Source organism: Pseudomonas sp. GW822-FHT02G04 (assembly GCF_058802085.1).
On sequence record NZ_JBXANU010000016.1, the window covers coordinates 84,548 to 97,084 of the forward strand.

A 12,537-nucleotide genomic window follows, 5' to 3' on the forward strand; every position below is an offset into this window, starting at 1 on the left:
GCTCCGGAGCACGGTTTTTTTAACAAGTCTTACTTGTTGACAGCGTCAGTCAGGCCTTTGGCCACAACCAGCTTGATCACTTTCTTGGCAGCGATTTCGATGGCAGCGCCAGTCGAAGGGTTGCGGCCGGTACGGGCAGGACGCTCAGTCACTTTCAGCTTGCCGATACCTGGCAGAGTGATTTCGCCGCCGTTTTCCAGCTGATCGGCAACGATTTGGCCCAGTTGGTCCAGAGCGTTACGCGCGGTGGTTTTTGGCGCGTCGATAGCTTCAGCGATGTCGGCGATCAGTTGGTCTTTAGTAAGAGCCATTGTAGTGTTCCTTCCCTATCAAATTCATATGGATTGCAGAGTGCAGTGTCAGCCATCGAGCCCGATCTTCTGGATCTGGCACCCTCGGCCATAACCACGACGAGTCGGGGTTATAGATACCGAAATCAGGGTTTGGTTCGACCTGACAAATGCTGAATGCACGCTTAACGCAGTGACTTCGCGTAAGACCGGGCAAAACTAGCACAGAGACGGGGAAATATCCGCCTCTAGCTACCCATTTGGTCAGCTTTATTGCTCTAAAACAGGAAAAAACTGCATAAGGTCCGTCGGACAGCTTCGAATTGCCCTTCGGACCACGCCAAAACCAGTGGTTGCGGTACACTGGGCGCTTTTTCGGGGGAGCACGCCCTCCTCTCTTCAATCAGCCGAGAAGCCTATGCCGATCCGTCATTGCATCGTCCACCTGATCGACAAAAAACCCGACGGCACACCCGCAGTTCTTCACGCCCGCGACTCTGAACTGGCTGAGTCCGCGGCCATCGAAAACATGCTCGCCGACCTGAACGAAAGCTATAACGCCAAACAGGGCAAAGCCTGGGGGCTGTTCCATCCGGAGTCCGGCGCGTTTCCATTCAGCGGCTGGCTGAAGGAATACCTCGACGGTGGTCGTGATTTCACAGCCTTCAGCCGGGTGGCGGTCGAGCATCTGCAAAAGCTGATGGAAGAATCCAACCTCTCGGTCGGTGGCCATGTGCTGTTCGCGCATTACCAGCAAGGCATGACCGATTACCTGGCCATCGCCCTGCTGCACCACAGTGAAGGCGTGGCGGTGACCGATCAGCTGGACGTGACCCCTTCACGACATCTGGACCTTGGCCAGTTGCACCTCGCAGCGCGGATCAACGTCTCCGAGTGGCAGAACAACAAGCAGTCCAAGCAGTACATCTCGTTCATCAAAGGCAAGAACGGCAAAAAGGTTTCGGAGTACTTCCGCGACTTCATCGGCTGTCAGGAAGGCGTCGACGGCCCCGGCGAAACCCGCACCCTGCTCAAGGCGTTCAGTGACTTCGTCGAAAGCGAAGACCTGCCGGAAGAGTCCGCGCGCGAGAAGACCAAGACCCTGGTGGATTACGCCAGCAGCCAGGCCAAAATGGGCGAGCCCATGGGCCTGGAAGAGTTGTCCGAACTGATCGATGAAGATCGCCCGAAAGCCTTCTACGATCACATCCGCAACAAGGACTACGGCCTGTCCCCGGAGATCCCGGCGGACAAGCGTACCCTGAACCAGTTCCGCCGCTTCACCGGCCGCGCCGAAGGCCTGTCGATCAGCTTCGAAGCGCACCTGCTGGGCTCGAAGATCGAATACGACGAAGAAGCCGGCACGCTGATCATCAAGGGCCTGCCGACCCAACTGACCGACCAGCTCAAGCGACGCAACTGATGCTCGGCGGCGTGTTGAAAAAATTCCTGCTGATCCTGCTGGTGGTTGTGGTTTACCAGAACTGGGGCAAGATCGAGCGGGTACTTCACCCCTCGCAGGTGGTGTCCGAACAGACCCAGGCCAAAGCCAACGTCGTGCTCTACGCCACTGACTGGTGCGGTTACTGCAAGCTGACCCGGCGCTTCCTCGATCAGAAAGGCATTCCGTACAAGGAATTCGATATCGAGAAGGATGCCGTGGCGCGCAAAGCCTACGAGGCGCTGGGGGGGCGCGGGATTCCGCTGATCGATGTGAACGGGACGCTGATTCGCGGGTATGACCCGGACCAGGTGCTTGCGGCGTTGAAGTAACCATCAGCTTCACACAATCCTTGTGGCGAGGTAGCTTGCTCCCGCTGGACTGCGTAGCAGGCCCAACCATCTTGTGAGCGCTTCGCACTGGAGCGCCAGCCCGGTCAAGCGGGAGCAAGCTCCCTCGCCACAGGTCGTTGTCACCAACCCCATCATCCGTAATGTCAGGTTACTGCGCTTCGATACGAAACCCGAACCGTGGAAAGTGCACATGCACCACACCGGCCCGCTCGTCTTCACGGCGCAGAATCAATTCCTCGCTGCCCGCAAACAGCAATTCCCCCGCCACCGGATCAACCCCGTAATCGGTCGCTGCAATCACCACCTGCTGGCCGACCTCGAAGCGGTTCGGCTCATCGAACTGCTCATCCGGCAATGCGGCCGGTATGGCATTGCGGGCAATCTCCAGCGCTTGCTCGGCCGTCATCTCGCTGAACGCGCCATGACCAAAACCCATCACACGACCAAACCACGCCGAAACGGCCGGATAAGCATCCACCAACGGTGACGTCACGTGCGTCGCTTTGAGGAACCACAACGGGTGAGCCAGGGCAAAGTCGGCAATCGACGGTTCGCCGAACAGGAAATCCCCCTGCTCGCGCTGAAGCTGCTGCTCCAGACGCGCCATGATCGTTGGCCACTGATGCCGGGCCTGCTCGGCCGACAACCGTGTGGCGCTGCCACCGCTGAACAAACCGGCGCGATCGGCCAGGAATGCCTTGATCGCTTCCGGCGACAATTTGCCGAAGCGCACCGCCACCGATTCTGGCTGGAACACCAGGCTGACCGCATGCTGGAACACCACCGAATCGGCCCACGCCGCAAAGGTCGCCGTGACCATTTCCTGGCCTTCCGGAAAAAACGCCGGTGAAGCTTTTTCCTGTTCCAGACGACGAGCGATCAACCCGGTGTCGCAATAGATATCAGCACCAATCTGCAACACCGGCGTCTTGCGGTAGCCGCCGGTCAGGGCCGTCAGATCGGGTTTGGGCATCACCGGCGAGATCATCACAGAGCGCCAGGACAGCCCCTTGAAGCCCAGCAACAAGCGGGCCTTTTCGGCGAAAGGGGACGTCGGGTAATGATGCAGAATCAACTCGGACATTACGTAAGCCTCATTCTTAATTATGGCTACAACCCTTTAAATACTCAGGCCGCAGCGTTTTCTAAGTCATTCATTTCCACTTGATCTTCTTTCAATCCATCAAGTGTCCATACACTTCGGCTATCGGATTACTTCAACCAGGCCCCTCGGGCTGAAGTGGTAGCTAGCGCTCCAATCTCGCAACGTCGTTACCTTTCGACATGGAAAAACGTTTTCTTCGGTCTGAGCCCTCCATGATCACAAGGTAACATTGCGACAAAAAATGAAAACAACGAAGGATCGCTGCGCATGCTCGTGAATGTTGCGCCATTGATAAAAGAAGCAACAGGCCAACAGACTTGGATCGATCTTGCATTGCCCGACCTGAGGACGCTGGCGAGGGAACTTCGCTCAGCCCCGATCGAAGAGGTGAAGAGGGCTGATGATAAAGAGGGAGCCCTAAAAATCCTCTTGGCTCACTTCGGATTTATTGACGAAACTCTGCTGGCAGTCACGATTATGACCCCGATAGGAAATGTGGCGATCATGAGAGACAAACTGGCTCACATTGTCGAAAAACGTCCCGACTCTCGTGAACGTTACGTTCGACATGCACTGGATACACTGACGGGACCGTTCGAAGTATGGAGAGTACTTTATGATAACGGTGCATACCGCCTGGCGTTCATCAATGCCTACGAGGCCAAAAATGACATGCTTGTCGTTGTGGATGTCAGAGATGGGCACGTCATGTGGAATTTTATGCATGCCCCAGCGCGAGCCATGAACAAGCATCGACAAGGAGAGCTTCTCTACAAGCGTTACGTTCTCGAAGACAAAGAAAAAGGGCAGCTGTGAGGCTGCCCTTTGAATTTGAATCCTGATATTGGCATCCTCAGGAAATGGGATGAAGAGGTCTCACCTTACACCGATGTTGCAGCATCGCTGAGGTACCTACGTCTGCTAAAGCCCTGCAAGGCAGCAGATTTCGCGCTCTTGTTCTCATTCTTGATAAAGATGACAGGCATGTCAACTCATTTGCTACCTCATCCGCTCACAGTAGCGTGCTTGCCAAAGCCTCCCGCAAGTGGATCAACTTTTACGATCCCTGCGTGTCTGGTCCGCGCGGTGACAATCCACCAAGCGTTCAAGGATAGTCTTCTCCACCATTGGGTATGCGGCAACGGCCAATCCGCTTGAGCGCCATTGCTACACCTTTCCACGGGCCATGCTTGTCAATCGCCAACTGCGCGTAGTGAGAACAAGATGGGTGGAAACGACAAGCTCCCCGTAATCGCTGAGGGGCAGTTTTCTGGTAGAGACGGATTAGAGCCTTTAAAAGAAGTGTAATCACCGAGGCTTACGGAAGGTGATGACGTAGTAATTGGCGAGACTGGCCTTCTTGCCCCTCAACGCATCAAGACAACCTGCGTTCACTTGAACACCAATGGTGTCGATCCGATAAAACTCCCACCCTTCATCGGCCTGCTCGTTGGCAATGCTCTGCAGGTAAACAGCAGCTTCGTTACCCTTTTCCTTGCTGGCTTGAACCTGAATGTTAGGTGGCACCTGAACCATTTTGTAGTGATACATCGACTGTCCTTAATGACGTAAGTGGCGGTGTGCCACGACGTGCACTCTACAGACAACAATCGCTGATCAGTAGCTTAATGGGCATTTTCAGAAAGAGCTGACAACCCCGAAGACAAATGACCTACACCGATGACGTAGCGCTCGCCACCAGACATTCCTTGGCGCTTTTCTTGAGTTTTTTGATCAAGCGTTCCTGGCGCAGCGCTTCGCTTTTGTCACGGCAAGCTTCGGTATAGACCAGCGCCACGGCCGGGCTGGACAGGAAGAAGCGCGCACCTTTGCCACTTTGGTGAGTGGCGAAGCGGCGAACGGGATCGTCGCTGATCCCGCAGTAGAGCGAACCATTGGCCGCGCGAACGAGGTAGACGAACCAGGGTTTGCTGACGGGTACCGACGGTTCGGCGGCAATGACGGAAGATTCGCTCGAAGTGCTCACGTGACGATCAAGGCTTGATAGGAAACAAGCCGCGATCTTATCAGCGACTGGCCTGGAATGCCTTCAGGCCCTTCAAGGCCTGAGCACGCACGGCGTTTCTTACCACCGGGGTCCAGCCCAACAACAGCCCTTTGAAACCCAGCGCCTGACGCGACCAGCGCCACAGATCAAAACTGTCGTGGTGCTCGCAGATCTTGCCGTCGCGAAACACGAAACGCGCCTGAATGTCATTGACCACGATATTGCCAGTCTGACTGAACAGGTACGTCGCCACCCAATGGGCGCCGCCGGTGCGCTCATCGCTGCGTACGTTATCGAAGGTCAGGGAGAAGTCCTTGGCGCGGGTGGTGAGCATGCGCCACATATCGCCGGCATCGCGCCCGCGCAGTTCGCCGAACGCCGGATCACTGAACACCACGTCGTCGGTGTAGCAAGCGCTCATGGCCTCGGCATCAAGTCGCTGGAAGGCTTGATAGAACCGGGTGATCAAGGCGTCGTGGGCATCACTCATGGACAGTCTCCGGAGAATAGGCAGATTGCCAGCACGATAATCTGCAAACGGACGAAACACCATCAGCATTCGCACTCCGAATACCGACAGTGTGCGCGAATCAGATCTTTTCGCTTTCGACCTGCACGTACAGCGAACGCCCGGCACCGAGGCCAGCGATGATCGCGCCGAGGCCGATTACACCGAAGATCCAGCCCAGCGCGGTCCAGCCGCCAGTCCAGTCATGCACCACACCGACCGCGAACGGGCCCATGGAGGCCAGGGTGTAGCCGAAGCCCTGGGCCATGCTCGACAGGTTGGCTGCGACATGAGCATCCCGCGAGCGCAGCACGATCAGGGTCAATGCCAGGCTGAACGTAGCGCCCTGCCCCAGTCCCAGCAGAATCGCCCAGCCCCACAGACCGTCGATTGGTGCATAGAGGCAACCGAACAAGCCGCCGAGGGTCATTGCCATGACGATCACGATCGCCAGCCGCTGATCCTTGCCACGGGTCGCCAGCCACGGTGCCGCCAGCGAGCTGATCAACTGGACAATCACCGAACCCGACAGCACCAGACCGGCCTGGGTTGGCGTCAGACCGCGACCGATCAGAATCGACGGTAGCCAACCGAATACGATATAGGCCAGAGACGATTGCAGGCCCATGTACAAGGTCACTTGCCAGGCCAGCGGATCGCGCAACAGGCCTCGGACCCGATAGGCAACGTTATGTGCGCCGTGTTTCTGACCGACTTGCGGCAGCCAGAACATGGCCGCGACCAAGGCCGGAACCACCCAGAAGCCGAGGCCCAGCGCCCAACTCTTGTCGAAATGTTCGCTCAACGGCACGGTCGCGCCGGCCGCCATGGCCGCGCCCAGGCACAGCGCCATGGTGTAGACGCCGGTCATGGTGCCGGCCTGTTTCGGGAAGTCGCGCTTGACGATGCCGGGCAGCAGCACGCCGATCACCCCGATGCTGGCGCCGGCCAGCACGCTGCCGGCGAACAGGCCGACCTCGCCGAACGAGCTGCGCAAAATGATCCCGCCAGCCAGCATCAGGAGAATCCCCAATACCACCCGCTCGGCACCAAAACGTCGCGCCAGCACCGGCGCCAACGGCGCGAACAGACCGAGGCAAAGTACCGGCAAGGTGGTCAGCAAACCGGCCTGGGCAGCCGATAGCCCCAGTGTTTTCGAGACCTCGCTGAGCATCGGCGCCATGCTCGACAGCGCCGGACGCAGGTTCAGCGCCACCAGAATCAGGCCCAGCAGCAACAGCCACGGTCGCCGCAGGAGTGGGTGACTTTGCTGAACCTCTGCATCATCGGCCTCGGCGTCGATCAACAGCTCTTCGAGCTCCGCCGTACGCTTGAGCTCAGTGATGCGGCTGTGGCTGGCCTGCTGACTGGACATCGGGTTCTCGGTTTCAAGGTTCATTGATCAACTGTCTCGTCAGGGCTTTGGCCCGCTCCGGATCGCGTTGTTCGACGGCATCGAGCAGTTCGATATGCAGGTCGAACACCGCCTGGCGTCGGGGGGTGATGTTCAGGGTCTGACGCAACTGTGCGCCGACGATGCTGGAGAAGTAGCGATACAGCTCACTGAGGGTCGGGTTGTGCGCCGCGTCTACCAGACGACGGTGAAACACCAGGTCGCAGGCGATGTAGGTGTCGAGGTCGCCGTGGTAGTGACTGCCACTGACGCCCAGCGCTTCGCGCAACGCCACCAGGTCTTCATCGGTGCGACGTAATGCAGCCAGACCGATGGCTTCTACTTCAAGAATGTGCCGGGTTTCCCGAGCCTGTTCCTGCGAACAACGGGACAACGCCTTCAGGGTGTCCAGCGGATCGACCACTGCCCGCAGATAGCTGCCGTCGCCTTGGCGAATCTCGATCAATCCGGAAAACGCCAACACGCGCATGGCTTCGCGCACGGTGTTGCGGCTGATACCCAACTCGGTCGCCAGTTCCGGCTCGGTGGGCAAGCGCTGGCCGACCGTCCAGACACCTTGATTGATGCGCAGGCGTAACTGGTCCAGGGCCTGATCGACCAAGGATCGTTTAATTAATGGAGAAATATCTGACATAGGATTCGCCCTTTCATCCAATCATAGGATGAATTTTCTGACATGTTAGTCAGCTTCGTCCGGGGCGACAACCCTTCTACAGAGGCGGGGACAAATCGAGGGCAAAAATAAACCCGGAACCATGTCCGGGTTTATTTCACTGCCTGGCGTCGATCAATGCAGAATCTGACTCAGGAACAGCTTCGTCCGTTCGTTCTGCGGGTTGTCGAAGAAGTCGTTCGGCGCGGCCTGTTCGACGATTTCACCCTTGTCCATGAAGATCACGCGGTTGGCCACGGTACGGGCGAAGCCCATTTCGTGGGTCACGCAGAGCATGGTCATGCCGTCTTCGGCCAGGCCGATCATGGTGTCCAGAACCTCTTTCACCATCTCCGGGTCGAGTGCCGAAGTCGGTTCGTCGAACAGCATGATTTTCGGTTTCATGCACAGGGCACGGGCAATCGCCACACGCTGTTGCTGACCACCGGACAATTGCCCCGGGTATTTATGCGCCTGCTCCGGAATGCGTACGCGTTCCAGGTAATGCATGGCGATTTCTTCGGCCTTGCGCTTGGGCATCTTGCGCACCCACATCGGTGCCAGGGTGCAGTTCTGCAGGATGGTCAGGTGCGGGAACAGGTTGAAGTGCTGGAACACCATGCCGACTTCACGGCGGATCGCTTCGATCTGCTTGAGGTCGTTGGTCAGTTCCACGCCATCGACCACGATGCGGCCCTGCTGGTGTTCTTCCAGGCGATTGAGGCAACGGATGGTGGTGGATTTGCCGGAACCCGACGGACCGCACAGCACGATACGCTCGCCCTGCTTGACGTTCAGGTTGATGTCTTTCAACACGTGGAACTGGCCGTACCACTTGTTCACGCCCTGCATCTGAATAATGCCTTGAGGACTCACAGGCTGTTTGATCGCTTCACTCATAAACTACGCTCCTAACGCTTGTGGCCAGTGTCCAGCTTGCGTTCCAAATGCATGGAATAGCGGGACATACCAAAACAGAAAATCCAGAACACCAGGGCCGCGAACACATAGCCTTCAGTGGCCATGCCCAGCCATTTCGGGTCGGCGGCGGCTTGCTTGACGCTGTTGAGCAAGTCGAACAGGCCGATGATGATCACCAGGCTCGTGTCCTTGAACAGCGCAATGAAGGTGTTGACGATGCCAGGGATTACCAGCTTCAGGGCTTGCGGCAAAATCACCAGGCCCATGCTGCGCCAGTAACCGAGGCCCATCGCCGCAGCTGCTTCGTACTGACCTTTAGGGATCGCTTGCAGACCGCCACGCACCACCTCGGCGATGTACGCCGACTGGAACAGGATCACGCCGATCAACGCCCGCAGCAATTTGTCGAAGTTCATGCCTTCGGGCAGGAACAACGGCAACATCACCGACGACATGAACAGCACCGTGATCAACGGCACACCGCGCCAGAACTCGATGAAGGTCACGCAGACCACGCGAATCGCCGGCAGGTTCGAACGACGGCCCAGGGCAAGCAGGATACCCAGCGGCAGTGCGCCGACGATGCCGACGGTAGCGATCACCAGGGTCAGCATCAGGCCGCCCCACTGGCTGGTCGCCACCTGACTCAGACCGAATACGCCACCGTGCAGCAAGAGGTAGGCAATGATTGGATAGAGCACCAGAAAGCTCAGACCGTAGATTGCCTTGTGCGGAACACGTGCGATGAACAACGGCGCCACGCCAATCACCGCCAGCCACACGGTCAGGTCCACGCGCCAGCGCAATTCCATCGGGTAGTAGCCATACATGAACTGGCCGAAGCGCTGCTCAATGAATACCCAGCAGGCGCCGGCCTTGGTGCAATCGGCGCGGGTGGTGCCGACCCAATTGGCGTCGAGGATCGCCCAGCTCACCAGAGGCGGAACTATCAGGTAAATCAGATAGAACGCGAACAGCGTCAGCAGGGTGTTGATCCAGCTGGAAAACATGTGCGCCCGCATCCACGCCACAACACCGATGCTACTGCTCGGTGGAGGCATGTCGGGTTTGAAAGTATGAGTCGTCATGCGCTCTTCCTTACCGCTCGATCAGCGCAATGCGCTTGTTGTACCAGTTCATCAGCAGGGAAATGCTGATACTGATCGCCAGGTACACGCTCATGGTGATGGCAATGACTTCGATCGCCTGTCCGGTCTGGTTCAGCACCGTACCGGCAAACAACGACACCATCTCCGGATAACCGATACCGGCTGCCAGCGAGGAGTTTTTCGCCAGGTTCAGGTATTGGCTGGTCAGCGGCGGAATGATCACGCGCAGGGCTTGCGGGATGATCACCTTGCGCAGGGTCGGACCGTTGCGCAGCCCCAGCGAGTGAGCCGCTTCGGTCTGGCCGTGGCTGACCGACTTGATACCCGAACGCACGATTTCGGCGATGAACGCGGCGGTGTACACCGTCAGGGCCAGGGTCAGTGCAAGCAGTTCAGGAATCAGCACCCAGCCGCCTACAAAGTTGAAACCTTGCAGCTGTGGCATTTCCCAATGCAGCGGCGCGCCGAAGATCAATGCGCACAACGCAGGGATCACCAGGAACATCGCCAGGCCTACCCAGAACTTGTGGAACGGTACGCCGGTCTCTTCGAAACGCTTGTTGGCCCAGCGGCACATCAGCACGATCGCGACAATGGCCACGACGATACTCGCCACAAACGGCCAGAAACCGTTCGCTGTCAACGCTGCCGGCATGTTCAGGCCGCGGCTGCTGACGAAGAAGGTGTCGCCGAAGTTATGGCTATTGCGCGGCCCTGGCATGGTGAGGAACACCGCGAAGTACCAGAACAGGATTTGCAGCAAAGGCGGAATGTTACGGAAGACCTCGACATAAACCGTCGCCATCTTGGCAATGATCCAGTTCTTCGACAGCCGTGCCACACCAACGATGAAACCGAGGATCGTCGCCAGGATCACGCCGATGAACGTCACCAGCAAGGTGTTGAGCAGGCCGATGACAAACACCCGGGCATAGCTGTCCGATTCGGTGTAGTCGATCAGGTGCTGAGCGATGCCGAAACCGGCGCTGCGCTCAAGAAAACTAAAACCGGAGGTAATGCCCCGGTGTTGCAGGTTGGTTTGAGTGTTGTCGAACAGGTACCAACCCATTCCGACCACGGCGATAACCGTAATGATCTGAAACAGCCACGCACGCACTCGCGGATCGCTGAGGCTGAACCTCTGCTTTGGTGCGCCGATTGAATTTTGCATGAAGTGCCCCGGAAATAATGGAACAGAACATCACCCGGTGGTTGGCCCACCGGGTGATAGAACCATCAGCGCACTGGTGGTGCGTATTGAATGCCGCCGTTGGTCCACAGGGCGTTCAAGCCACGGTCGATTTCCAGCGGAGTGCCCTTGCCGAGGTTTTTCTCGAAGACTTCGCCGTAGTTACCGACTTGCTTGACGATTTTCACCACCCAGTCTTTCGGCAGCTTCAGATCCTTGCCGTACTCACCGTCGGCGCCCAGCAGACGAGCAACGTCCGGGTTCTTGGTCGACTTGGCTTCTGCCTCGACGTTTTTCGAAGAGATACCGGCCTCTTCGGCGTTGAGCATCGCGTAGCCAACCCAACGAACGATTGCCAGCCACTCATCGTCGCCGTTACGCACGACCGGCCCCAAAGGCTCTTTGGAGATGGTTTCAGGCAGCACGATGTAATCTTTCGGCGAGGCCAGTTTGCTGCGCTGTGCATACAACTGGGACTTGTCGGAGGTCAGCACGTCGCAACGACCGGATTCCAGCGACTTGGCGCTTTCATCGGAAGTGTCGAAGGTGATCGGGGTGTACTTCAGGCCGTTGGCGCGGAAGTAGTCGGACACGTTCAGCTCGGTGGTGGTACCGGCTTGAATACAGATGGTCGCGCCATCCAGTTCCTTGGCACTTTTCACGCCCAGCTTGCTGTTGGCCAGGAAGCCTACGCCGTCGTAATAGGTGATGAAGCCAGGAAACTTCAGGCCCATGCCCGCGTCACGGGAACTGGTCATGGTGGAGTTGCGCGACAGCATGTCGATTTCGCCGGATTGCAGAGCAGTGAAACGCTCCTTGGCATTCAACTGGCTGAATTTGACCTTGGTCGCATCACCAAACACTGCAGCAGCGACAGCACGGCAGAAGTCAGCATCGATGCCAACGATCTTGCCGGTAGAGTCCGGAACCGAGAAACCCGGCAAACCATCGCTCACACCGCACTGTACAAAACCTTTCTTCTGCACTGCATCCAGGGTTGCACCCGCCTGAGCGAACCCACTGACACCGAGCACTGCAGCTGCAGTCACGATGGCCAGGGTGGATTTCAACATCTTCATTCAAACCTCCAGTTTTGCTCTTGTTGTGTCGGAGCTTGAGCCCTGTCGCACCCTTTTGAGGCGTTGCTGACCCTTGTTGGCTTTTTTTAGGGTCAACCGACGTAAGGACCGTCGCTATGAGTCTAGTAGGAGAAAATCCACATTATGGACAACTCACTTCTCACCAATCGGCCGAACGGGCTGTAGCCCTTTCACGTTCGCGAAGCCCGTAGCGGCCACTGGCGAACATCCATCACCGGATTCTTTGCTATCCCACGACTAGCCATACACTGATAGTGTTACCGCCAGGCATGAGATTGGTTGCACAGGGTTCCCCATAGCAAAGCCCGTACCAGACCGCTCGCTAAAGCGATTCAGCGACAGGTCAATAGCAAAACTTTCAACCTTGCGACATCTTCTTAACTGATAAACCGGTTGCGCACTCGAACCTCGCACACAATGAGAGCGCACGCACAACAATGGAGCAGA

At 57.5% G+C, this 12,537-nt stretch carries 15 protein-coding genes; 3 read left to right on the plus strand and 12 right to left on the minus strand.

Going from position 1 to position 12,537, the window contains the following annotated elements; translation table 11 throughout:
* Positions 1–29: 29 nt before the first annotated feature.
* Positions 30–311, minus strand: coding sequence for an HU family DNA-binding protein (locus tag AC1RO5_RS19780; RefSeq protein WP_007905514.1), 282 nt, complete (start codon positions 309–311; stop codon positions 30–32).
* A 397-nt stretch (positions 312–708) separates the two neighbouring features.
* Between AC1RO5_RS19780 and yejK the strand changes: the two genes are divergently transcribed.
* Together yejK and AC1RO5_RS19790 are read left to right on the plus strand one after the other, a co-directional pair.
* Complete coding sequence (gene yejK, locus AC1RO5_RS19785) at positions 709–1,713, plus strand: nucleoid-associated protein YejK (protein ID WP_018927100.1); 1,005 nt, start codon at positions 709–711, stop codon at positions 1,711–1,713.
* Positions 1,713–2,063: a glutaredoxin family protein gene (locus AC1RO5_RS19790; RefSeq protein WP_019647748.1), complete on the plus strand. Its 351-nt coding sequence runs from the start codon at positions 1,713–1,715 to the stop codon at positions 2,061–2,063. Before yejK ends, AC1RO5_RS19790 begins: the two co-directional genes overlap by 1 nt.
* A gap of 169 nt (positions 2,064–2,232) precedes the next feature.
* Here AC1RO5_RS19790 and AC1RO5_RS19795 read toward each other — a convergent pair whose 3' ends face one another.
* Positions 2,233–3,168 (minus strand): glutathione S-transferase family protein, encoded by a 936-nt coding sequence (locus AC1RO5_RS19795; RefSeq protein WP_493177097.1) that lies wholly within the window; start codon positions 3,166–3,168, stop codon positions 2,233–2,235.
* 288 nt (positions 3,169–3,456) lie between these two features.
* Here AC1RO5_RS19795 and AC1RO5_RS19800 point away from each other — a divergent pair, with 288 nt between their 5' ends.
* On the plus strand, positions 3,457–4,005 hold the full coding sequence (locus AC1RO5_RS19800; RefSeq protein ID WP_493177099.1) for a PBECR2 nuclease fold domain-containing protein: 549 nt from the start codon (positions 3,457–3,459) through the stop codon (positions 4,003–4,005).
* A 289-nt stretch (positions 4,006–4,294) separates the two neighbouring features.
* Here the strand turns inward: AC1RO5_RS19800 and yidD are convergent, their stop codons facing one another.
* The 10 genes from yidD to AC1RO5_RS19850 form a co-directional block, all read right to left on the minus strand.
* Positions 4,295–4,501 carry a membrane protein insertion efficiency factor YidD gene (yidD, locus tag AC1RO5_RS19805; RefSeq protein WP_493177100.1) on the minus strand — a complete coding sequence of 69 codons (207 nt, stop codon included), beginning with the start codon at positions 4,499–4,501 and terminating at the stop codon, positions 4,295–4,297.
* The gene (locus tag AC1RO5_RS19810; RefSeq protein ID WP_493177102.1) at positions 4,498–4,740 is read right to left on the minus strand and encodes a DUF4177 domain-containing protein; all 243 of its coding nucleotides are present in this window, start codon (positions 4,738–4,740) and stop codon (positions 4,498–4,500) included. The genes yidD and AC1RO5_RS19810 overlap by 4 nt, the downstream gene beginning before the upstream one ends.
* A gap of 121 nt (positions 4,741–4,861) precedes the next feature.
* Complete coding sequence (locus AC1RO5_RS19815) at positions 4,862–5,176, minus strand: GIY-YIG nuclease family protein (protein WP_493177103.1); 315 nt, start codon at positions 5,174–5,176, stop codon at positions 4,862–4,864.
* A gap of 40 nt (positions 5,177–5,216) precedes the next feature.
* Complete coding sequence (locus AC1RO5_RS19820) at positions 5,217–5,687, minus strand: nuclear transport factor 2 family protein (RefSeq protein WP_086944862.1); 471 nt, start codon at positions 5,685–5,687, stop codon at positions 5,217–5,219.
* Between the two features lie 100 nt (positions 5,688–5,787).
* On the minus strand, positions 5,788–7,104 hold the full coding sequence (locus tag AC1RO5_RS19825) for a CynX/NimT family MFS transporter (protein WP_413696897.1): 1,317 nt from the start codon (positions 7,102–7,104) through the stop codon (positions 5,788–5,790).
* A complete protein-coding gene (locus AC1RO5_RS19830; protein WP_493177106.1) occupies positions 7,094–7,753 on the minus strand; it encodes a FadR/GntR family transcriptional regulator in 660 nt (219 codons plus the stop codon). The genes AC1RO5_RS19825 and AC1RO5_RS19830 overlap by 11 nt, the downstream gene beginning before the upstream one ends.
* Positions 7,754–7,906: 153 nt before the next feature.
* Complete coding sequence (locus tag AC1RO5_RS19835) at positions 7,907–8,671, minus strand: amino acid ABC transporter ATP-binding protein (RefSeq protein ID WP_007936266.1); 765 nt, start codon at positions 8,669–8,671, stop codon at positions 7,907–7,909.
* A gap of 11 nt (positions 8,672–8,682) precedes the next feature.
* The gene (locus tag AC1RO5_RS19840) at positions 8,683–9,780 is read right to left on the minus strand and encodes an amino acid ABC transporter permease (protein ID WP_493177107.1); all 1,098 of its coding nucleotides are present in this window, start codon (positions 9,778–9,780) and stop codon (positions 8,683–8,685) included.
* A 10-nt stretch (positions 9,781–9,790) separates the two neighbouring features.
* On the minus strand, positions 9,791–10,972 hold the full coding sequence (locus AC1RO5_RS19845; RefSeq protein WP_493177108.1) for an amino acid ABC transporter permease: 1,182 nt from the start codon (positions 10,970–10,972) through the stop codon (positions 9,791–9,793).
* Between the two features lie 65 nt (positions 10,973–11,037).
* Positions 11,038–12,069, minus strand: a complete 1,032-nt coding sequence (locus tag AC1RO5_RS19850; protein WP_019647733.1) for an amino acid ABC transporter substrate-binding protein — start codon at positions 12,067–12,069, stop codon at positions 11,038–11,040.
* Between the last annotated feature and the right edge of the window lie 468 nt (positions 12,070–12,537).